Below are 20,762 nucleotides of genomic sequence, written 5' to 3'. Positions count from 1 at the left end.
TCATGGTTGTCACAACTGAGAAACGCGAAGCCATAGCGGCGTTCGCACAGCAAGTGGAAGTGGTGGAAGGACGCTCCCTGTGGAAGGATGCCCGTCGCCGTTTCCTGCGTAACAAGGCCGCGCTGACCAGCCTCATCATACTGACCATTATCGGTCTGGCAGTGATAGTGGGGCCGCACCTGTCCCAATATACCTTCGACGATCCGGACTGGGGCGCGATGCAGGCGGCACCGGATATGGAAACTGGCCACTGGTTCGGTACCGACAGTCTGGGACGTGATCTGTTCGTGCGTACCCTGCTGGGGGGCCGCATTTCGCTGATGGTCGGCATCATGGGCGCCATGGTGGCCGTGGTCATCGGCACCCTGTATGGCGCCGCTTCCGGCTTCATCGGCGGTCGGGTCGATAGTCTGATGATGCGCGTACTCGAGATCCTCAACGCCTTCCCTTTCATGTTCTTCGTGATCATGCTGGTGACCTTCTTCGGCCGCAATCTGGCGCTCATCTTCATCGCCATCGGGGCGGTGAGCTGGCTCGACATGGCGCGGATCGTGCGAGGCCAGACCCTGAGTCTCAAGAGCAAGGAGTTTATCGAGGCGGCCCACGTCTGTGGCGTCTCCAAGTGGAAGATCATCACCCGTCACATAGTGCCGAACGTGCTCGGTATCGTGGCCGTCTACGCCACCTTGCTGGTACCGGGCATGATCATGTTTGAATCCTTCCTGAGTTTTCTGGGCCTCGGCGTCCAGGAACCCATGACCAGCTGGGGGGCCCTGCTGGATGAAGGCTCCAAGTCGATGGAAGTGGCCATCTGGCAACTCTTGTTCCCCGCCGGTTTCATGGTGGTGACCCTGTTTTGCTTCAACTTCCTCGGGGATGGTCTGCGTGACGCCCTCGATCCGAAAGATCGTTAATCGAGCATCGGATCGACAGGAAAGCATCACGAAAGATCGATAAGGAGTTTTTATATGAAGTTACTGGATGTAAAAGATCTGCGGGTCGAGTTCAAGACCCCGGACGGCAATGTGGTGGCGGTCAACGACCTCAACTTCTCCCTGGCGGCTGGCGAGACCCTGGGGATCGTCGGCGAGTCCGGCTCCGGCAAGTCCCAGACTGCATTTGCCATCATGGGGCTGCTGGCCAAGAACGGCATCATCACGGGGTCGGCCAAGTTTCAGGGCGACGAAATCCTCAACCTGCCGGAACACAAGCTCAACAAGATCCGCTCCGAGAAGATCGCCATGATCTTCCAGGATCCCATGACCTCTCTTAATCCCTACATGAAGGTGAAGGATCAGCTGATGGAAGTGTTGATGCTGCACAAGGGTGTGAGCAAGGCCGCAGCGTTCGAAGAGTCGGTACGCATGCTGGATGCGGTGAAGATCCCCGAGTCGCGCAAGCGGATGAACATGTACCCCCACGAGTTCTCTGGCGGTATGCGTCAACGGGTGATGATTGCCATGGCCCTCTTGTGCCGGCCACAGCTGCTCATCGCCGATGAACCGACCACGGCGCTGGACGTGACGGTGCAGGCCCAGATCATGACGCTGATGAACGAGCTAAAACGCGAGTTCAACACCGCCATCATCATGATCACCCACGACTTGGGTGTGGTAGCGGGCATCTGTGACAAGGTGCTGGTGATGTACGCCGGTCGTACCATGGAGTACGGCCGGGTGAAGGACATCTTCTATCGCCCGAGCCATCCCTATACCGAAGGTTTGCTGCGCGCCATTCCCCGCCTCGACACCGAAGGGGAAGAGCTGCCTACCATTCCGGGCAATCCGCCCAACCTGCTGCGTCTGCCCACCGGCTGCCCCTTCCAGGAGCGCTGCCACCGTGTCAGCGGGATTTGCGGTCAGCAGTCACCGATCCTGACCCCGTTCAACGACGGCCGCGAACGGGCCTGCCATTGGGTATCGGATGCCATGATCAAGGGGGCGAATTAAATGGGTACTGACAAGAAACTGCTGCTGGAAGTGTCTGACCTCAAGGTCCACTTTAGCATCAAGAGTGACAGAGCCTGGCCCTGGGCCAAGCCCTCGGCGTTGAAGGCGGTAGACGGGGTGACTCTGCGCCTGTACGAAGGGGAGACCCTGGGTGTGGTGGGCGAGTCCGGCTGTGGCAAGTCCACCTTCGCTCGTGCCCTGATAGGCCTGGTACCGGCTACCGATGGTAAGGTGGTGTGGCTGGGCAACGATTTGACCAAGCTAGATCAGAAGGCGCTGCGGGAGAAACGCAAGGAGATCCAGATGATCTTCCAGGATCCGCTGGCCTCCCTGAATCCGCGCATGACCATAGGCGACATCATCGCCGAGCCGCTCATCACCTTCTATCCCAACCTCTCCAAAGAGCAGGTGAAGGAGAAGGTGCGCACCATGATGACCAAGGTGGGCCTCTTGCCCAACCTGGTCAATCGCTACCCGCACGAGTTCTCCGGCGGCCAGTGCCAGCGGATCGGGATTGCCCGGGCACTGATCCTGGAACCCAAGATGATCATCTGTGACGAGCCGGTCTCTGCGCTGGATGTCTCCATCCAGGCCCAGGTGGTGAACCTGCTCAAGGCTATCCAGAAGGAGATGGGCTTGTCGCTCATCTTCATCGCTCACGACTTGTCGGTGGTCAAACACATCTCGGATCGGGTGCTGGTGATGTATCTGGGCAATGCGGTGGAGCTCGGTACTCGCAAGGAGATCTTCGCAAACCCCTTGCACCCCTATACCAAGGCCCTGATGTCGGCCGTGCCCATTCCGGATCCGGATCTGGAGCGCAGCAAGGTCATCCAGATCCTGGAGGGGGACTTGCCATCTCCCATGAACCCGCCGTCCGGCTGCGTGTTTCGCACCCGCTGCCCGGTAGCTGGCCCCGAGTGTGCCAAGACCCGCCCCATGCTTGAGGGAAACTTCGACCATGCGGTCTCCTGCCTCAAGGCTGATCCGCTTTGATGGTGGTTTGTTGAACGTTTTGCGGGGCTCCCAGATGGAGCCCCGATTAACTTGGGCAAGAGGGGAAGATCTCTCTTGGCGTTCTCTTTGGCCACTGTTACTCTTTGCCTAACAAGGGGAGTAACTTCTCGCTGGTTTGTCGTCATTACGGTGCACCCATATCCTGCAGTGCACCCGGCAGCCGGGCAGTCGATGAAAATGGGCTGTAAGTGAGACCTTGCCGAGAGGCAAGGCGTATCTGCTCCAAATGCAAGCCCACGCCTCTCGGACGTGGGTTTTGTCATTTTTGGGAGGGATAAAAATGGGTGAATGGTGGATGTGGACCGGTTTCTTCAGCATAGTGCTGGTCCTGTTATGGATTGACATACGCTTTGTCGGTGGTGGCAGGTCACACAAGGTGTCTCTCAAAGAGGCGGGGATCTGGTCTCTCATCTGGATCAGCGTGGCCCTGCTCTTCAACCTGGCCATCTGGTTTTGGCTGGATCACAGCGCTGGCCGTGACATTGCCAACCAGAAGGGATTGGAGTTCCTCACCGGCTACCTCATCGAGAAAGCGTTGGCGGTGGATAACGTCTTCGTCTGGCTGATGCTGTTTAGCTACTTTGCCATTCCGGCCGAGCTGCAGCGCCGGGTGCTGCTGTACGGGGTGTTGGGCGCCATCGTGATGCGGGCCGGCATGGTGTTCGCGGGCAGCTGGCTCATCGAGCAGTTCCACTGGATCCTCTATCTGTTCGGCGCTTTCTTGCTGCTGACCGGTGCCAAGATGCTGTGGGCGGCCGACAAGGAGCCAGATCTGGCCAACAACCCGCTGCTGGGCTGGATGCGCCGCCGCTTCAAGGTGACCGAGACGCTGGAGGGGGAGAACTTCTTCGTCTGGCGTGACGGTGTGCGTTATGCCACGCCGCTGCTGCTCATTCTGGTGTTGGTGGAGGTGAGCGATCTCATCTTCGCGGTGGACAGTATCCCGGCCATCTTCGCGGTGACCACGGATCCCTTCATCGTGCTGACCTCCAACATCTTCGCCATCATGGGGCTGCGCGCCATGTACTTCCTGCTGGCTGGCGTGGCTGATCGCTTTGCCCTGCTCAAGTACGGTCTGGCGCTGATCCTGATGTTTATCGGGGTCAAGATGCTGTTGCTGGATATCTTCAAGATCCCGACCGGCATAGCACTCGGTGTCGTCGCGCTGATCCTGCTGGCGTCCATGGGACTAAGCCTCTTTGTGACCCGTAAAAAGAAAAAGGTGGCTTGAAGGCGCTGAACATCATCTCGGAGGGGACAGTTCCAGATCCCCCTGAATGACATAGCACTCGGTGTCGTCGCGCTGATCCTGTTGGTGTCCATGGGGCTAAGTCTCTTTGTGACCCGTAAAAAGAAAAAGGTGGCTTGAAGGTTAATGCAAGTCAGTTAAGAGAATGTGAGTCCAGCCCGCGAGCTATAAGGGCCAAAGAGTGAGGGAGGCATGATGCCTCCCTCTTTTTATTGGATGCCTGTCAGGGCAAAGGTGTCAGCCACATTGACGGGTTAACCCTGGCACCCTTCCTGTTATTCAACCTTTCTAATATTCAGTCACAAAAATGCTTAAGTGACGGGTGTTACGTATCCGCTGGCCATTTTTGTATCTTGCTGGCGGGAAAGATCACGCCTTGGCGGTATCCACCTCACCCAGCGGCTCGGTTTCACCCAGGCTGTCTTCGGTCTTGGCCACTACGCTGGCGGCGATGGCATTGCCCAGCACGTTGGTGGCGGAGCGGCCCATGTCGAGGAAGTGATCTATGCCGAGCAGCAAGAGGATGCCAGCTTCCGGAATATGGAACTGGTTCAGGGTGGCGGCTATGACCACCAGAGAGGCGCGCGGCACGCCGGCCATCCCCTTGGAGGTGACCATCAGCAACAGCAGCATGGTGATCTGTTGAGCCAGGGAGAGCTCTATGCCATAGGCCTGGGCGATGAACATGACCGCGAAGGTGCAGTACATCATGGAGCCGTCCAGGTTGAAGGAGTAACCCATGGGCAGCACGAAGCTGGCGATGCGCTTGTCACAGCCGAACTTCTCCAGCCGATCCAGGGTCTTGGGATAGGCGGCCTCGGAGCTGGCGGTGGAGAAGGCCAGCAGGATGGGCTCGCGGATCATGGCCAGCAGGGTCAGCACGCGGCGGCGAATGAACAGGCTGCCCATGGCGATGAGCAGCAGCCAGAGGCAGGCCAGGGCCAGATAGAACTGGGCCATAAAAGTGCCGTAGGTGGCGAGTATGCCGAGCCCTTCCTTGGCAACCATGGCGGCGATGGCACCGAACACGGCGAACGGCGCGAAGTTCATCACGTAGCCTGTCACCTTCAGCATGATCTCGGCGGCGCTGGCCATCAGCTTGACCACGGGTTTGGCGGCATCGCCCAGAGCGGCGGCGGCCAGCCCGAAGAAGAGGGAGAACACCACTATCTGCAGGATCTCGTTGGTGGCCATGGCCTCCACCACGCTTTTCGGGATGGCGTGGGTGACGAAGTCCTTGAGGGAGATGGCACCGGCGACCACGCCGGAACTGGCAGTATCATCCGGCAGGGAGAGGGAGAGCCCCACACCCGGTTGCATCAGGGTGACCATCACCAGACCCAGGGTCAGGGAGAGCAAGGAGGCCAGCATGAACCAGCCCAGGGTCTTGGCTCCGATGCGGCCCACGGTACGGGTATCACCCATCTTGGCGATACCGACGACCAGGGTGGTGAAGACAAGGGGAGCAATGATCATCTTGATCAGTCGCAGGAAGATATCGGTCAGTATGGTGATGTCACTGGCAAAGCCAGCAGCCTGATCCGGGGCAAACATGCGATAGCCCTGACCAGTCAGGATGCCAACCAGCATTGCGATGAGGATGGCAACCGTCAATTTATTCATTTTCATGGGGGGGTCCCAGTTTTGATAAGTGCAACGCGTTGAGGGTGGCAGGGGGGCCACTTCAAGTCCGTTTTTGTGATCCGGGCAGTAGATCCCTGACAGCCGGTGTGCTTGCAGCATGCCTAATCCGGGGGGGTAAATCCAGAGTCTTGTAGCAGAATTTTATGTTGCCATTAGTTGTATGTGATATGGATCTTGCATTTCATCAATATTAATCACTGTTTATTTTGATGTTGGCGAGATAACTGGCTTGCATGCCCTGTTCGTTTAATGAGCGATGAGACAGGGTGAAGATCAGCAGGGCCGAGGTGGTGTGCTGTACCTGCATCTGCGCCAGAAAGGGGTCCGGCTCGTCCGTATCAAAGCCGAATACCGGATGCGAGGGGGTGACCCTGACCGCATCCCGCGACAGGGTCAGCTCGTTCACCTCCACCCACTCGTAGCCCTGGCTCAGTGCCATCTCACCCGCCCGTTTGAGCACATACTTGCGGGCCGTCTCGCGATCGATCAGCTCGTTGCCGACAAACTCCAGCTGCCACTTGTCGGGGCCAAGTTGTGTCTGGGAGAAGCCGGTCTGGCCGTTCCAGAATGATTTTTCGCTGTGATAAGGGGTGGCACAGCCGAGCAGCAGGGCGCTCAGCAGGCAGGCCAGCACCAGATCAGGCAGGCTTGCCGCGCTGGCAAACCGTCGTGCATGGCGACGGGAGCAGAAGGAGAGGGGGAGCAGACGTTGCATCATGAGGGCCGTTTGGCGAAACACCTCACCACTACAGCACAAACCGATCCGTGAGACAATCGCCGGTCGGGTCACCGTGGGGATACTGGGGATAAAAGAAAAGGCCTTGTCGTTTGACAAGGCCTTTACCGGGGAATTTGGTCGGTGTGAGAGGATTCGAACCTCCGACCCTCTACACCCCATGCAGATGCGCTACCTGGCTGCGCTACACACCGACGGAGTCAGCTCGGCTGACGGGGGCTGAGTTTATGGAGATGCCCCGATCCTGTCAACAGGGGAAATCCCACTCCGAGACCGTTTGCCTGCTTTACGAGCAATTGGCGTTCAAAGTACCGCCATGGCGGCGACATTCGGCCATTGAGGGCCCATGTCAGGGGCCTTTTGCTACGCAGGTTTCAACCCACCATGAAAGCGGCCGCCCCGGAGGCGGCCGTTTGCATCACTGATGAAGGGATCAGCGGTTGAAGGTCAGCCGCTTGCCCAGCACCTGATCGGTGACCTGACCGTTTTGCCAGGCGATCTGGCCATTGACCAGGGTCATCTCCACCGTACTGTGGAAGCGGTAACCGTTGAAGGGGGACCAGCCACACAGGTAGAGCAGGTTGCTGTCGTTGACCACATAGGGCTTGCCCAGATCCAGCAGCACCAAGTCTGCGAAGTAGCCCTCACGAATGTAGCCGCGATCCTGCACCTGGAAGCGCTCGGCTACTGCGTGGGATGTCTTCTTGACGATAGTCTCCAGTGAAAACACGCCGTTGTGGTAGAGCTCCAGCAGCGCCAGCATGGAGTGCTGCACCAGAGGGATGCCGGACGGCGCCTTGAAGTAGCTGTTCTGCTTCTCCTCCCAGGTGTGGGGAGCATGGTCGGTGGCAATAATGTCCAGCACGTCGTTGCGCACCGCATCCAGCAGGGCGTGCTGGTCGGCGGCTGTCTTCACTGCCGGGTTGCATTTGATCTGGCTGCCCAGGGTGTCGTAATCCGCCTCGTTGAAGAACAGGTGGTGGACGCACACCTCGGCGGTGATGTTCTTGTCTTTGAGTTCGCTCAAGTCGTGGCTGGCGGTAAACAGCGACAGCTCTTTGGCGGAGGTGAGGTGCAGCACGTGCAGCTTGGCCCCGTACTTTTTCGCCAGACCCACCGCCATGCTGGAGGACTTGTAGCAGGCCTCGTCATTGCGAATGCGACCGTGCTCGCGCATCGGCACATCCTCGCCCCACTTGGCGCGGGCCTCGTCTTCCAGCACCTTGATGGAAGGGGTGTCCTCGCAGTGAGTGACTATCATCACCGGGCTCTCGCGGAAAATCGCCGCCAGTGTCTCCTGGTTGTCCACCAGCATGTTGCCGGTCGAGGAGCCCATGAACACCTTGACCCCGCAGGATTGCTTGGGATCGAGGCGCTTTATCTCGTCGAGGTTGTCGTTGGTGGCGCCGAGATAGAAGCTGTAGTTGGCGGCGGAGGCGTTGGCGGCTATCTGGTATTTGGCTTCGAGGGCATCGAGGGTAGTGGTCTGGGGATTGACGTTGGGCATCTCCATGAAGCTGGTGGTGCCCCCTGCCACGGCGGCCCGGGATTCACTGGCGATGGTCCCCTTGTGGGTCAGGCCTGGCTCACGGAAATGGACCTGATCATCGATCATCCCGGGGATGAGGTGGCGACCGGTTGCATCTATCACCACGGCATCGGGCGCCTCTATGTGAGGGGCGATCCGGGCGATCCGTTCCCCTTCAATCAATACATCCGAGGCATAGATGCGGCCTTCATTGACCAGGGTGGCATTCTTGATAAGCAATTTGTTCATGGGGGAGTCCGGTTCCTTTGTCAGTGATCGCGGGTCATAATATCGCAAACTGCACTTTCTCTGTAGCAAGGCCTGACTGATGAAGTTATTTGTAAGAGATTTGACCGTGATCGATTCCAGCTACCTGTGTGAACGCCGTGGCATGGTAGGGGAGAGCTGGCTGGTGGATGTCGAGATGAGCGGCGAGCTCAACGAGATGAGCATGCTGCTTGACTTTGGTCGGGTGAAAAAACTGATCAAGTCGATCATCGATGAAGAGGTGGATCACAAGCTGCTGGTACCGGCCGAATGCGCCCTGGTCCATGTGGCCCATCTGGAGGGGGAGGAGAGCACGGTCGATCTGCTGCGCCCTGGCCGCTCTATTCACTTGCGCTGCCCCACTCAGGGGTTTGCCTTCATTCCGGCCCCCCAGATAGACAAGGAGTCCGTCACTCGCTATCTGCTGGCGGTGCTGGCCCAGCGGCTGCCCGGCAACATCAAGGACTTGGCGCTGACCCTGCGCCAGGAGCAGATCGATGGCGCCTTCTACCACTACAGCCACGGCCTGAAAAAGCACGATGGCAACTGCCAGCGCATCGCCCACGGCCATCGTTCTCCCATCGAGATCCACGTGGACGGTGAGCGCGATGGTGAGCTGGAGCTGAACTGGGCCGAGCGTTGGGCCGATATCTACCTTGGCACCGAAGAGGACAAGGTGGCTCTCGGCGAACTGAGCCTGAGCGAGCTGGCCAAAAGCACCCTGAATGATGCGGCCAACACGCATCCGGGTGAGCACCACCTCGGCTTCAAGTACGTGGCCCCTCAGGGATTGTTCCAGCTTGCCATGCCGGCGGGGGAGGTGGAGATGATCGACACCGATACCACCATAGAACTGCTGGCCTGCTACATAGCCCGTGAAGTGAAAAAAGCGGTGGGTGACAAGTTCGTGAAAATCGTGGCGTATGAAGGGGTGGGCAAGGGCGCCATCGCCTACGCCTGATCCCGCGTTCGTTGTCAGAATAACCAAGGCCCCGTATCTGCGGGGCCTTGTCGTTTCAGGGCAATGGAAAAACAGACTGCCTGATCAGGCGCTGAGTCGGAAGTGTTTGACCAGGCTCTCCTGCTGCTCGGCCAGGGAGTCGAGCTGCTGGCTGGTCTCGGCCACCCGCTCGATCCCCTGATAGTTGAGATCCGAGATATCCGAGATGCGGTTGAGGTTGGTGGCGATGTCGGCGCTGGTGGCCTGCTGCTGCTCGGCGGCGGAGGCGATCTGGCTCGACATGTCACTGATCAGCACCACTATCCCCTGCACCTCCTCCATGGCGTTGTTAGCGTGGGAGCTCTGGCTCACGCAGCTGTCCATCTCGCGGGAGCACTCCTGCATGACGGTGACCGCCTTGGCGACCCCCTGCTGCAGGTTTTCGATCATGGTCTGGATCTCGCTGGTGGACTGGGCTGTGCGTCCTGCCAGGCTGCGTACCTCGTCGGCCACCACCGCAAAGCCGCGGCCCTGCTCGCCGGCCCGGGCCGCCTCGATAGCGGCGTTTAGCGCCAGCAGGTTGGTCTGTTCGGCGACGCCGCGAATGACGTCGAGTATGTTGCCGATCTGGTTGCTCATGGCGCTCACATCGCCGATCACCTTGCCGGTCTGCTGCAACTTGCCCGCCAGCTGATGGGTGGTGGTGATGTTGCCGGCCATCACCTTACGACCTGTCTCTGAGGCTTTCTCCACGTCCTGCACCCGCTCCAGAGTCTGGTTGGCTGCCTGGGCCACTTCACGCACCGAGGCTTCCATCTGGGTCATGGCGGCAGCGACCGAGGCGGTTTCCTGGCGCTGTTTCTCCAGATCCACCCGCACCGATTCGGTGGTGTGGCGGTTGTCGTGGGCTGTGGCGTTGAGCTGGGTTGAGGCCTGGGATAGCTGGGTCAGCACGTTCCCCATCTGCTGGATCAGCAGGTTGATCTGGCTGCCGAGCTGGCCAAACTCGTTCTTGCTGCGAAAACCGATGCGCTGGGTCATGTCGCCCTGGGTCACCTCGGTCAGCACCCGTAGCAGCTCCTTGAGCGGGCGGCGAATGGCCTTGCCCAGGGTGTAGGCCACCAGAATGGCCACCAGGATGGCGATGGCGATGCTGATCCCCTGGGTGAGTGTGCTCTGGGCCTGCACCTTGCCGGAGGCGCGTATGTTGTTGTTCATCAGCTGCTGGCTCTGGTCGGTGATCCCCTCCAGCTTGCGCTGGATGCTGACGATGAGTTTGCTGGCCTGCTTGCTCTGCTCGCGCATCCGCTCTTGCTGCTGCATCAGCGCCAGGTACTGGGAGAGCACCCCTTCGCTGGCGGTGGTATCGCGCACGAAGCCGTGCACGTAGTGGCCCATGTCATTGTCGAAGTTCTTGAGCTCTCCCTGCAGATCCTGGATGGTGCTGTTGAAGCCTTCTATCTGCATTTTGTTGCGTTTGAGCGCCCCCGCGATGGGGGCGGGTATGGTCTGGTTGAGCGCATCCATGGTGGAGAGTTCGATGGCGGAGAGTTTGGTGGTCAGGGTCTCGGACAGCATCTTGATGAAGTTGTCGTCTATGGTGACCATCATGTCCCCCAGGCTCTTCTTGAACTGGGGCAGACTGACCTGGAATTGCCCCTTGGCCTGGTTCACTTTGTGCAAGCGAATGAGCAAGGCCTGATGTTCGGCAGGCAGGGTGCCGGTCAGTTGCAGATAGTCGCTGACCAGCGTGCTCAGTGCCGCCATCTCGCCCTGCAGTTCAGGGTGAGCCGCCGCCTGCCGACTGAGGGTGGCGAGCGTCTTGTCGACCTGGGCCTTGGCCTGTTGTAGCGCGGCCACCTCGGCCTGGATCTGCTTGGGATCCTGCTCGGTCAGCACGTCGGTGAGCCACTTGTTGGCGCTGAGCAAACTGATCTGGGTCTGACTGCTGGCGATCACCAGTGGCATGGATTGCCGGGTGACCTGATCCAGCGCCTGATTGAGCTCGCGCTGGCTGCGAAAGGTGAGTACCGAGGAGGCCGCCATCACGGCCACCAGAATGGCAAAGCCTAAATAGACCCGCTGCAAGATGGAGAGGTCTGACATTGTTTGTTTCATTATTGTCCCGCTTTATATGCAAAAGTCCCTTGCCTGAATACCCCGTCCATTTGATACCCTGCTACCACCCTGGGCGAGTGACGCCATCTGACGTCTTCCGGCTATCGGTATTTTTAACAATAACTGAAGAAAATGGGACAACGGCTGTGTCAAATGTTGGCTTGTGTCACACTTGACACCCCTTGATGACCACCTCGGGAGCAACTTGAGGTGGGTGTTGAATTTTCTTTTTCATATAAAGGAGTTATCCATGGCGCAAGAAACCATTTTCAGCAAAATCATCCGTAAAGAGATCCCCGCCGACATCCTTTATCAAGACGAGCTGGTGACCGCATTCCGGGACATCCAGCCCAAGGCAAAGACCCATATCCTGATCATTCCCAACGTATTGATCCCCACGGTCAACGACGTGGAAGCCGAACATGAGCTGGCCCTTGGTCGCATGTTCACGGTGGCGCGCAAGCTGGCAAGCGAGGCCGGGATTGCCGAGGATGGCTATCGCCTGATCATGAACTGCAATCGCCACGGCGGGCAGGAGGTCTACCACATCCACATGCATCTGCTGGGGGGTCAATCCCTGGGGCCGCTGCTTAGCCTGTGATGCTTCGGTTTCCCCGTCTGGCCGCTCTTCTGCTGGTCAGTGCCCTGCTGGGGGGCTGCGCCTCCCACTGGCAGGACATATTCGTCTCCTATTCCGATCAGATGGCGCCGCTGCGCAACCAGCTGTTGCTGGGGCACGCCGCCGAGGCGTTGCCAGCGGTGCGCGAATCCACTCAAGGGGACGACAGCTATGTGCTGGACCGGCTCGAGCAGGGCCGCATCGCCTGGCTGGCAGGTCAGGATACGGGCAGCAAGCAGGCGTTCACCGCCGCCGACAGCCGCCTTGAGTGGGAAGACAATCAGGCCCAATACCGGCTGAGCCAAGGGTTGGGTCAGGCGGGTAGCCTGCTTACTAACGATCAGAGCATGGCTTACCTGACGCCGGATTATGAGCGCACCATGCTGCATCACTATCTGGCGCTCAATTACCTGCAACGGGGAGATGCCGACGGCGCCCTGGTGGAGGTACGCCGGGCCAATCAGGTGCAGGAGCGGGCCCTCAAGGCACGGGCGGGGGAGCTGAACAAGGCCAGAGAGAAGGGGGCTGAAGCCACTACAGAGCGCGAGATGCGCCAGATGATGTCGCACGGGGCTCCGGATCTCGACCGGCTGATTGGCCAGGTGAAAAACGGCTTTCAGAACGCCTATACCTTCTATTTCTCTGGCGTGCTGTATGAGGCTGCCGGGGATCTTAACGATGCCTGGGTCGACTATCAGCGTGGCTACCAGATAGCGCCGGACAACCAGAGCCTGCAGGATGCCTTGCTGCGCCTCGCCCGTTTACGGGGCTCCGCGGACGAGATCCGCGAGACCGAGAAGAAAGTGGGTCGCAAGGCGCCGCCGCTTGCCAAGGATCAGGGGCAGCTGGTGGTGCTGTTTGAAGATGGCTTGATCCCGGCGCGGCGCGAGCTGTTCCTGCCGCTGCCCATCGCCACCTCTCGCGGCGATTTTCGCACCTTTACCGTTGCCATCCCCTATTACGACAATAGAGCCAGCCAGACAGGGCCCCTTGTCGTCTCGGTTGGCAAGCGAATCGAGCAGACCAGCGAGCTGGTCAGGCTGGAAGCGCTGGCCGCCAAGGATCTGCAGGAGCGGTTGCCGGGCATGCTGACCCGTCAGGCGCTGCGGCTGGTGGCCAAGGAGCAGCTGAGGCACACCGCCGCCAAAGAGGGGGGCGATGTGGGCAATATTCTGGTCGGCATCTTCAATATCCTCTCGGAGCGGGCCGATACCCGCAGCTGGCTGACGTTGCCGGCCCTGGCGTCCAGTTGGCAGGGCATGCTGCCGGCTGGCGAGGTGCAGCTCACCCTGGGGGCGGGCGGCGCCCAGCGCCAGGTGCCACTCACCATCCACAAGGGACACACCACCCTGGTCTGGGTACAGCGCCTCGGGGCTGGCTTGACCACCCGCGTTATGCCGTTATAAGGATGGCGTGACAGATACGATAAACCGGCGTGACCTGTGGCCTGCCGACGAAGGAGATCAAGATGAAAGCATACGGTTTGGCCCTGGCGATGCTGCTGACCGGCTGCGCCACCAATACGTCCGGCGTGGCGCTCTATGGCGCGGCGGGGGCGGCACCCGTGCAGGAACAGCATCAGAACGTCAATGTGACCCTGACCGAACTGAGCCGGCGCGAGCAAAATGGCCTGCTGCAGGTCAATGTGGCTGCGGCCAGTACCCAGCGTGGCGATAACAGGCTGCAATACCTCTTCTATTGGTATGATGAGGCGGGGCAGGAGGTGGCCAGCGATGGGCGCGGCTGGACTCCTATTCAGCTCCACGGCTATCAGAGCCGCACCCTCTCAGCCCTGGCGCCGAGCCCGGCCGCCCGGGGATACCGGATTTATGTACGCGAAGTGATTGAGGAATCCTACTGATGAAAATGAATCATGCCCTGCTGATATTGACTGGCGCCCTGCTGCTCGGCGGCTGTTCCAGCACCACTGTCAGCTATGGCGACCCGACCGAAACCGAGACGGTGACAGTGGACTACGGTTCATCGGATCTGCAGGCCATCGCTGACAAGATGGCGGACTCCATGCTCGCCTCATCGGCCACCAGCGAGATCACCGCCGGCGGTCGTCCGGTGATGTTTATGGACTCCATCCGCAACAAGACCTCGGAGCACATAGATACCGAGGCCATCACCGACACCATCCGCACCAAGTTATTGCGGTCCGGCAAGTTCCGTTTCGTCGACATGAGCAAGGTGGCGGCGGTCAAGCAGCAGCTTGAGTACCAGCAGGGCAGCGGCATGGTGGATCCCGCCTCCATGGTGCGTCTGGGCAAGCAGACCGGGGCCCGTTACATGATCTATGGCAACCTCGCCAGCATCGTCAAGGACAATGGCAAGGTGAAGAATGTCTACTACCAGATGACCATGAACCTGATGGATCTGCAAAACGGCGAGCTGCTGTGGGCCGATCAGAAGGAGATCCGCAAACAGGCGAAGAAATCCACCTTTGGCTGGTGATCTGGCGGAGCTCGCACTACTGGCCAGCCTGCCGGCCCCCTGGTGTTCGGGGCGGCTGGAAGCGCTGGCCAGCGGCCTGACCAACTGCAACTATCGACTGCGCCTCCCCTCGGGGCGCAGTCATTTTTTGCGGCTCGGTCATCCGGATCCGACGCGGCTCGGCATCGACAGGGCGACCGAGTGGCAGCTCTATCGGGGGGCCATCGGTCAGGGGCTGGCGTTGCCCTGCCATCACAGCGACCCCGCCAGCGGTCTGATGTTGCTGGATTGGTGCGATGAACCCAACTGGGCCGAGGCGCCCCCGCCATCCGCCGAGCAGCCCCGTCTGCTGGCCGAGGTGCTGGTGCGACTGCACCGGCTGCCGGTGCCCGCCGTGGTGATGGCGGTGCGGGCTCATGCCGCCGGTTATCGTGGCCGCCTGGCCCGGATCCCTGAATGGTTGCCTGCGCTGGAGCGGGGGCTGATCGCCAGCTGTGAGCCGGCCGATTGCTGGCTCCCTTGCCATCATGATCTCAATCCGGCTAATTTGTTGGGATCGCGCCCCTGGGTCATCGACTGGGAGTATGGCGCCGCTGGCCATCCCGGTTTCGAGGTCGCCAGCATACAGCGCACCCACGGCTGGAACGACGACCAGCGAGAGGCACTGGAACAGCGCTATCTTGAACGGGCAGGGGGGGCGCTGGGAGCAAAGGGCTTTCAGAGTCAGGCCTTCTTGCCCTGGGTCGACTACATAGGGCTGCTGTGGGCGCTGCTGATGGCCGAGCAAGCCCCCGGGCCCGATTATCAGGCGTTGATCGACAGCAATCGTCAACGGCTGGAGTAGTGCCGGTGGCGGGGTTGTCAGGGGCGGCTCGACACGCATCGCCCACGTCTCAGTGGCTGGCCCTTACAGGATCAGATCGAGATGAATCATTAACTCGTCAACCGTTGGAGTAGTGCATGGTGACCTCCTTTTCCTGGCGTCAGCCCCGCAGCTGGAGTCTGTTGTTGCTCTGCCTGCTGTTGCTGGGCTGTTCCACCCGGGTGGTCTATTACTGGCTGGACGTGGCCATTGTCTGGCAGCTGGATGACTACTTCTCGCTGGATCGCAGCCAGAAGCGGCTGCTGGGCAACGAGGTCAAGGGGCTGATGGCCTGGCACCGTCAGTATGAGGTGCCCCGTTACGCCGATGATCTGGACGCGCTGGCCAAGGCGGTGGTGAGCCCCATGAGCCCGGCCCAGGTCTCTCTTCATCTGGAGGCGGCCCAGCAGAGCCTGACTCGCACCCTGGAGAACACGGTTCCCCGCGCCGTCCGGCTGGCCCGTACCCTGACCGAGGAGCAGGTGGCCATGTTCATGAAGGACAGGCTCAGCCGGCAGACCGAGCGGGAGCAGGATTTTGCCCGCCAGCCCAAGGCCGAGCGGCTCAGGGAGTTCACCGACAGGATGAACAAGCGGCTGGTGTTCTGGATTGGGGAGGTGAAGCCGGCCCAGGCGCCGCTGGTGGCACAGTGGGTGGCGTGGCAGTACGAGCTGCAGGCCCCCTGGCTGGAGTTCCAGAGCGCCTGGACCAAGGAGCTGGACAGGCTGATGCAGCAGCGCCAGAGCCCGGACTTCGGCGCCCAGCTCACCGCCCTGTTGCAGCAGGGGGATGGACTCATGGATGGCCGTTTTACCGGCTACACGGATCAGTCCCGCCAGCGCACCGTCAACTGGCTGAGCGCCCTGAGCCAGTCGCTGGACATCTCCCAGCGCGCCCATCTCTACACCCTGCTCAAGGGCTATGCCCGCGATTTCAGGCAGATGTCGCAGGGGTGAGTCTTGTTTTCGGCAGGGCGCCGTGCGAGGTTTGATGGCCCTGCCGCCCTTGTCCTTGTTGGGCGCCTGTGGTAGTTTGCCCTTTCTATTATTCGGGAATTAACTTTTTGAGCCTGTTGGACAAAGTGAAACTGGCGTTGATGACACTGCTCATCTCGCTCACTCTGTTGCTCTCTACCGTCTCGGTGGAGGGGCTCAAGGCATCCGCGCCTCAGGCCGCTTCCCAGCATGGCCAGCTGATGAGTGATGTCGGCACAGGCGATCAGCCCGATACCGCGCGGGTGATCCACAGCGCCAGCGACAGCGACGACGGTGTCGTCAAGTTTGTCGGCTCCTACCAGAATCATCTGCTGCGGCTCGAACACTCCCTGCGCAGTGATCACCAGCCCGGCAGCGTCGTCTACGAGCTGATCATGAGCTGGTCGCAGCAGGCTATCCTGCTGCTGCTCTGTGGCCTGCTGCTCTACGCGGCCCTCTTCTACCCCAAAAACAGCTTCCGCGACTGCTTTGCCACCATTCACCGGCACAGGTTGCAACGTCAACACCTGCAATACCGCTTCTCCCAGAGTTACCTCGCCTGATCCCGATGGGGTCCGGCCTTGCTGCACTGCCTCATCGTCTCCTGTAAAGCCTGCTCACCGCGCGTGAACGGGCCCTGATCTCATTTATGTTTTCTTGCGTACCGCCCCCGCCATGGGTGGCGAGCGCGCCGCCTTCTACTGACAGAGGCTTTTGCCATGAGCAAAAAGAGTCGTACCACCCTGAATCGCATGAGCATGTGGCAGTATGCCCTGCTGCTGCTCATGCTGGTTACCTTTGCGTTTTACTCCCTGCCCACCTTCTTCGGTGAGCAGCCTTCCCTCGGCCTGCACGGCCAGACCAGCCTGACCGAGGCGCAGCGCACCCTGCTGGCCGACAACCGGATAGTGCCGGTCAAACAGGTGCAACAGAAAGAGCGGGTCGAGCTGGTGTTCAACAGCCAGTCCGAACAGCAAAGGGCCAAGCAGCTGCTGGAGCAGCAGGGCTATGACAGCGCGGCCCTGACCCTGGAGTTCTACTCCAATGCCCCGACCTGGATCAGCCAGCTCGGCGCTTCCCCCATCAAGCTCGGGCTGGACTTGCGCGGCGGCTCCCAGCTGTTGATCGGGGTCGATCTCAGCTTCGTGGTGGACAACCAGACCAGAAACCTGGTGGACACGCTGCGCACCCAGTTTCGCGAGGCGCGCCTGCGGGGCGCCAACGTGGCCCGGGTGAGCGAAGGGGAGGTGAGAGTCACACTGCCCGAGGTGGCCGATCAGGCACCCTGGCTCAACATCATCAAGGATTCCGCCGGCACCCGGCAGGATCAGTGGATCCTCAATCGCAGCGGCAATGAGCTGCGACTGGTGATGAGCGAGACCGAGCGCGCCCTGCTGGCCAACAACGCCGTGACCCAGAACCTGTCGATCCTGAAAAAACGGATCAACGAGCTTGGCATCGTCGAGGCCTCGGTCCAGCGTCAGGGCCAGGATGGCATCCGCATCGAGCTGCCAGGGGTGCACAATCCCAAGCAAGCCAAGGAAGTGATAGGCGCCACTGCGTCGCTGGCCTTCTACGAGGCCCAGGCCGACAGCCGCTTCTTCATGGCGGATCGCAGCGGTCAGGCGGTCGGTCTGGCCCGCAAGCCGGTGCTGACTGGTGAGCACATTGTCGATGCGCGCGCCAATATGGGCGAGATGGGCCAACCCCAGGTCAATATCGTGCTCGACAGCCTGGGTGGCAGCAAGATGAACCAGTTCAGCCGCCAGCACGTGGGCAAACCGATGGCCACCGTCTTCACCGAATACAAGACCAACGCCCAGGGCCAGCTGCGTGCCCAGAGCGAGGTGATCAACGTCGCCACCATCCAGACCGCCCTTGGCAACCAGTTCCGCATCACCGGCATTGGCAGTTTGCCTGAGGCGCAAGAGCTGGCCATGCTGCTGCGGGCCGGTGCCCTCACTGCGCCGCTCAAGATCCTGGAGGAGCGCTCAATCGGCCCAACTCTCGGCTTGCAGAACATAGAGGCGGGCTTCACCGCGCTGGCGTTCGGCATGGCGGGCATGATGCTGTTCATGATGGCCTGGTATCGCAAGTTCGGCTGGGTCGCTATCACGGCGCTCATCGCCAACCTGCTGATGCAGGTGGGCATGCTGGCCGTGCTGCCGGGGGCCGTGCTGACCCTGCCAGGGATCGCCGGTCTGGTACTCACGGTCGGCATGGCGGTGGATACCCATGTGCTGATCTTTGAGCGGATCAAAGACCGCCTGCGGGAGGGGGGGAGCCTTGCCAACGCCATCGACTTTGGCTATCGCTCGGCGTTTCGCACCATCTTCGATGCCAACATCACCACCCTGATCTGCGCAGTGGTGCTCTACTCCATCGGCTCGGGCCCGCTGCAGGGCTTCTCCATCACCCTGATCCTGGGTCTCATCTCCAGCATGGTGACCGGCATCTGGGGCACCCGCGCCATCATCAACCCCCTGTGGGGCAAGTGCAGCGACAAGCTGCTGAGGGTGTGATCGTGACCCCTGCATTCACTTTGTGCCATCGCGTCGCGCGTTCGAGCCTGCTCCGCGCCTGCGCCATGCGCTTCCGGTTGGGAAGCCCGAGTCAGCTGTTGTTGAGGATAAAACTATGTTGAGAATGATCGTTGCCATGGGGTTGACCCGCTGGCGTTACATCGGGTTGTGGATTTCCGTGCTGCTGACAGTGGCGAGCATAGCCGTGCTGGCCATCAACGGGTTGTCGCTCGGGCTCGACTTCACTGGCGGCATATTGCTGGAATTTCGCATCCAGACCCTGAAAGAGGCTCATGAACTGAACGCCCTGCTGAGCGCCCCGCTGGCAGGGGCGGTCGAGCTGAGCGGCGCCGGTATCCCGGGGGAGTGGCTCATCAAGCTGCCGCCCCACGAGCTGCCCTGGCCGGCCGAAGAGCTGGCACTCATGCTGGGTCAACAGCTCAACTTGCCGGTGGAGCTGCTGCGCACCACCATCGTCGGCCCTCAGGTGGGCGCCGAGCTATTCCAGCAGGGGATGCTGGCGGTGCTGGTGGCGTCGCTCGCCATCTCCGCCTACCTGGCGGTGCGCTTCGAGTGGCGTCAGGCCATCGGCATCCTGGTGTCGGTGCTGCACGACGGTCTGGTGGCTCTGGGGCTGCTGGCACTGTTCCACATCGAGTTTGACCTCAACGTGATCGCCGGCCTGATGGCGGTGATCGGCTATTCGCTCAACGACAGCATCGTTATTTCGGACCGGTTGCGGGACATCTTGAGCTCACGCACCAAGCTCTCCATCCACGACTGCTCGGACGTGGCGATCAAGGCGACGTTCAGCCGCACCATGATCACCTCAGGCACCACCCTCTTTACCGTGGGCGCCTTGCTGCTGTTCGGGGGCGACGCCCTCTACGGCTTCGCCTTCACCCTGTTCGCCGGCATCCTGGTGGGGACCCTCTCTTCCATCACGGTCGCCTCCACGGTGCAGGAGCTGCTGGGTCTTTCGCCCCAGGCCTACCAGAAGAAAGAGGAGGAGTTGGCAGAAGCGGCGTGATGCCCCTTGTTCACTCCCTGCATGCAAAACGGGCCCATCGGGCCCGTTTTTTATCTCTGCGGGTAGCCTAGAAGCCGGAGCCCGGTTGCTGCAAAAATTCAGCCTCCTCCGCAGTGCTGGTGCGACCCAGGATGGCGTTGCGGTGAGGGAAGCGGCCAAAGCGCTCGATGATCACCTGATGACGGCGGGCAAAGTCGGCAAATCCTTCGAAGGTGGCCTGCGCCTGTGTGTTGACCTGCTCTGCTGCCAGTGCTTCGAACAGGGTCACGCTGCGGACTTGCTGCTCTCGCGATTCGGCGTGCTCCAGCGGCAGATAGAAGAAGACCCGGGCCAGCGGCGAGAGCGCCTTGTCTGCCCCCAGCGACAAGCCTTTGAGGCAGAGATCCCGGGCCCCGGCATCTTGGGCAAAGGCGCCTGGGGTGGCGCGATGGATGTTGCGTGGCAGTTGATCCAGCAGCAGGATCAGCGCCAGCCGGCCGACGGGCACCTCGGCCCAGTGGGCCAGAGTGCCAGTGGCGGCAGCCTCGGCCAGTGCCCCAAAGCGGCGGGTGATCAGTGCATCGGTTGCGCTGCTTTTTCCCCACCAGAGGGGGGCTTGCCGTTGGGCGCGGGTGGCGTCGTCGGTGTCATCGCCAAACCAGAAATCGAGTAGAGATTGCCAGGGTTGCATGGGAACTCCTTGAGCCGGGATGACTCGGGGTGAAGCAGGGTCCATTGACCCTGGTGTGGTTGCGGCCTTACGGGCGACTTCTCGTTACACTGTGCCATCTTTTGCCTGAAATAAGGACCCCCCTCTGGTCGGTCCTCACGTGTGGCGTCTGCCCTGCTCGATGATAAAGCCGTCGTACCGGCCACTGTGTCTGCTGTTTGC

At 60.7% G+C, this 20,762-nt stretch carries 19 protein-coding genes and 1 tRNA gene; 14 read left to right on the top strand and 6 right to left on the bottom strand.

Annotated elements, in window-relative coordinates; translation table 11 throughout:
- Positions 1-2: 2 nt before the first annotated feature.
- The 4 genes from oppC to WJM78_RS12140 all read left to right on the top strand — a co-directional run bounded on the left by oppC (position 3) and on the right by WJM78_RS12140 (position 4,197).
- Positions 3-914, top strand: coding sequence for an oligopeptide ABC transporter permease OppC (gene oppC, locus WJM78_RS12155; RefSeq protein ID WP_042036753.1), 912 nt, complete (start codon positions 3-5; stop codon positions 912-914).
- 54 nt (positions 915-968) lie between these two features.
- Positions 969-1,949: an ABC transporter ATP-binding protein gene (locus tag WJM78_RS12150; RefSeq protein ID WP_108535802.1), complete on the top strand. Its 981-nt coding sequence runs from the start codon at positions 969-971 to the stop codon at positions 1,947-1,949.
- The gene (oppF, locus tag WJM78_RS12145; RefSeq protein WP_043141223.1) at positions 1,950-2,945 is read left to right on the top strand and encodes a murein tripeptide/oligopeptide ABC transporter ATP binding protein OppF; all 996 of its coding nucleotides are present in this window, start codon (positions 1,950-1,952) and stop codon (positions 2,943-2,945) included.
- A gap of 301 nt (positions 2,946-3,246) precedes the next feature.
- The gene (locus WJM78_RS12140) at positions 3,247-4,197 is read left to right on the top strand and encodes a TerC family protein (protein WP_275930027.1); all 951 of its coding nucleotides are present in this window, start codon (positions 3,247-3,249) and stop codon (positions 4,195-4,197) included.
- Between the two features lie 387 nt (positions 4,198-4,584).
- Here the strand turns inward: WJM78_RS12140 and WJM78_RS12135 are convergent, their stop codons facing one another.
- From WJM78_RS12135 to WJM78_RS12120, 4 genes are all read right to left on the bottom strand, one after another.
- Positions 4,585-5,844 (bottom strand): dicarboxylate/amino acid:cation symporter, encoded by a 1,260-nt coding sequence (locus tag WJM78_RS12135; protein WP_042036811.1) that lies wholly within the window; start codon positions 5,842-5,844, stop codon positions 4,585-4,587.
- A gap of 205 nt (positions 5,845-6,049) precedes the next feature.
- A complete protein-coding gene (locus tag WJM78_RS12130; RefSeq protein ID WP_422388451.1) occupies positions 6,050-6,481 on the bottom strand; it encodes a CC0125/CC1285 family lipoprotein in 432 nt (143 codons plus the stop codon).
- Positions 6,482-6,712: 231 nt separating this feature from the next.
- A tRNA-Pro gene (locus WJM78_RS12125) sits at positions 6,713-6,789 on the bottom strand.
- Positions 6,790-7,028: 239 nt separating this feature from the next.
- Positions 7,029-8,372, bottom strand: a complete 1,344-nt coding sequence (locus tag WJM78_RS12120) for a dihydroorotase (protein ID WP_042036761.1) — start codon at positions 8,370-8,372, stop codon at positions 7,029-7,031.
- 79 nt (positions 8,373-8,451) lie between these two features.
- On the opposite strand from WJM78_RS12120, the gene WJM78_RS12115 reads away from it, so the two are divergent.
- Positions 8,452-9,351 carry a 6-pyruvoyl trahydropterin synthase family protein gene (locus WJM78_RS12115; protein WP_339009523.1) on the top strand — a complete coding sequence of 300 codons (900 nt, stop codon included), beginning with the start codon at positions 8,452-8,454 and terminating at the stop codon, positions 9,349-9,351.
- A gap of 84 nt (positions 9,352-9,435) precedes the next feature.
- On the opposite strand, the gene WJM78_RS12110 is transcribed toward WJM78_RS12115, so the two are convergent.
- On the bottom strand, positions 9,436-11,448 hold the full coding sequence (locus WJM78_RS12110) for a methyl-accepting chemotaxis protein (RefSeq protein WP_339009521.1): 2,013 nt from the start codon (positions 11,446-11,448) through the stop codon (positions 9,436-9,438).
- A gap of 250 nt (positions 11,449-11,698) precedes the next feature.
- Here WJM78_RS12110 and hinT point away from each other — a divergent pair, with 250 nt between their 5' ends.
- The 9 genes from hinT to secF all read left to right on the top strand — a co-directional run bounded on the left by hinT (position 11,699) and on the right by secF (position 19,891).
- The gene (gene hinT, locus WJM78_RS12105) at positions 11,699-12,049 is read left to right on the top strand and encodes a purine nucleoside phosphoramidase (protein ID WP_042036766.1); all 351 of its coding nucleotides are present in this window, start codon (positions 11,699-11,701) and stop codon (positions 12,047-12,049) included.
- Positions 12,049-13,473: a hypothetical protein gene (locus tag WJM78_RS12100; RefSeq protein WP_339009516.1), complete on the top strand. Its 1,425-nt coding sequence runs from the start codon at positions 12,049-12,051 to the stop codon at positions 13,471-13,473. The genes hinT and WJM78_RS12100 overlap by 1 nt, the downstream gene beginning before the upstream one ends.
- A 62-nt stretch (positions 13,474-13,535) precedes the next feature.
- Positions 13,536-13,928, top strand: coding sequence for a YcfL family protein (locus WJM78_RS12095; protein ID WP_042036812.1), 393 nt, complete (start codon positions 13,536-13,538; stop codon positions 13,926-13,928).
- Positions 13,928-14,524 carry a penicillin-binding protein activator LpoB gene (lpoB, locus tag WJM78_RS12090; RefSeq protein WP_339009514.1) on the top strand — a complete coding sequence of 199 codons (597 nt, stop codon included), beginning with the start codon at positions 13,928-13,930 and terminating at the stop codon, positions 14,522-14,524. The genes WJM78_RS12095 and lpoB overlap by 1 nt, the downstream gene beginning before the upstream one ends.
- Entirely contained in the window at positions 14,514-15,347 is an 834-nt protein-coding gene (locus WJM78_RS12085; protein WP_339009512.1) for a phosphotransferase, read from the top strand. The genes lpoB and WJM78_RS12085 overlap by 11 nt, the downstream gene beginning before the upstream one ends.
- A gap of 116 nt (positions 15,348-15,463) precedes the next feature.
- Complete coding sequence (locus WJM78_RS12080; RefSeq protein WP_339009510.1) at positions 15,464-16,321, top strand: DUF6279 family lipoprotein; 858 nt, start codon at positions 15,464-15,466, stop codon at positions 16,319-16,321.
- Between the two features lie 107 nt (positions 16,322-16,428).
- Complete coding sequence (locus WJM78_RS12075; RefSeq protein ID WP_287147033.1) at positions 16,429-16,902, top strand: hypothetical protein; 474 nt, start codon at positions 16,429-16,431, stop codon at positions 16,900-16,902.
- 156 nt (positions 16,903-17,058) lie between these two features.
- The gene (gene secD / locus WJM78_RS12070) at positions 17,059-18,861 is read left to right on the top strand and encodes a protein translocase subunit SecD (RefSeq protein WP_042036775.1); all 1,803 of its coding nucleotides are present in this window, start codon (positions 17,059-17,061) and stop codon (positions 18,859-18,861) included.
- Between the two features lie 115 nt (positions 18,862-18,976).
- On the top strand, positions 18,977-19,891 hold the full coding sequence (gene secF, locus WJM78_RS12065) for a protein translocase subunit SecF (protein WP_181364867.1): 915 nt from the start codon (positions 18,977-18,979) through the stop codon (positions 19,889-19,891).
- 67 nt (positions 19,892-19,958) lie between these two features.
- Here secF and WJM78_RS12060 read toward each other — a convergent pair whose 3' ends face one another.
- A complete protein-coding gene (locus WJM78_RS12060) occupies positions 19,959-20,561 on the bottom strand; it encodes a DUF924 family protein (protein WP_042036777.1) in 603 nt (200 codons plus the stop codon).
- Positions 20,562-20,762: the final 201 nt, after the last annotated feature.

Origin of the sequence: Aeromonas popoffii (assembly GCF_037818705.1) — a bacterium.
In the GTDB taxonomy this organism is placed as follows: Bacteria; Pseudomonadota; Gammaproteobacteria; order Enterobacterales; family Aeromonadaceae; genus Aeromonas; species Aeromonas popoffii.
This window is presented reverse-complemented; position numbering and strand designations above follow the sequence as displayed.

Coding starts and splice junctions, on each gene's coding strand:
- oppC (WP_042036753.1), top strand. CDS start 3: ATGGTTGTCACAACTGAGAAACGCGAAGCCATAGCGGCGTTCGCACAG.
- WJM78_RS12150 (WP_108535802.1), top strand. CDS start 969: ATGAAGTTACTGGATGTAAAAGATCTGCGGGTCGAGTTCAAGACCCCG.
- oppF (WP_043141223.1), top strand. CDS start 1,950: ATGGGTACTGACAAGAAACTGCTGCTGGAAGTGTCTGACCTCAAGGTC.
- WJM78_RS12140 (WP_275930027.1), top strand. CDS start 3,247: ATGGGTGAATGGTGGATGTGGACCGGTTTCTTCAGCATAGTGCTGGTC.
- WJM78_RS12135 (WP_042036811.1), bottom strand. CDS start 5,844: ATGAAAATGAATAAATTGACGGTTGCCATCCTCATCGCAATGCTGGTT.
- WJM78_RS12120 (WP_042036761.1), bottom strand. CDS start 8,372: ATGAACAAATTGCTTATCAAGAATGCCACCCTGGTCAATGAAGGCCGC.
- WJM78_RS12115 (WP_339009523.1), top strand. CDS start 8,452: ATGAAGTTATTTGTAAGAGATTTGACCGTGATCGATTCCAGCTACCTG.
- WJM78_RS12110 (WP_339009521.1), bottom strand. CDS start 11,448: ATGAAACAAACAATGTCAGACCTCTCCATCTTGCAGCGGGTCTATTTA.
- hinT (WP_042036766.1), top strand. CDS start 11,699: ATGGCGCAAGAAACCATTTTCAGCAAAATCATCCGTAAAGAGATCCCC.
- WJM78_RS12100 (WP_339009516.1), top strand. CDS start 12,049: ATGCTTCGGTTTCCCCGTCTGGCCGCTCTTCTGCTGGTCAGTGCCCTG.
- WJM78_RS12095 (WP_042036812.1), top strand. CDS start 13,536: ATGAAAGCATACGGTTTGGCCCTGGCGATGCTGCTGACCGGCTGCGCC.
- lpoB (WP_339009514.1), top strand. CDS start 13,928: ATGAAAATGAATCATGCCCTGCTGATATTGACTGGCGCCCTGCTGCTC.
- WJM78_RS12080 (WP_339009510.1), top strand. CDS start 15,464: ATGGTGACCTCCTTTTCCTGGCGTCAGCCCCGCAGCTGGAGTCTGTTG.
- secD (WP_042036775.1), top strand. CDS start 17,059: ATGAGCAAAAAGAGTCGTACCACCCTGAATCGCATGAGCATGTGGCAG.
- secF (WP_181364867.1), top strand. CDS start 18,977: ATGTTGAGAATGATCGTTGCCATGGGGTTGACCCGCTGGCGTTACATC.
- WJM78_RS12060 (WP_042036777.1), bottom strand. CDS start 20,561: ATGCAACCCTGGCAATCTCTACTCGATTTCTGGTTTGGCGATGACACC.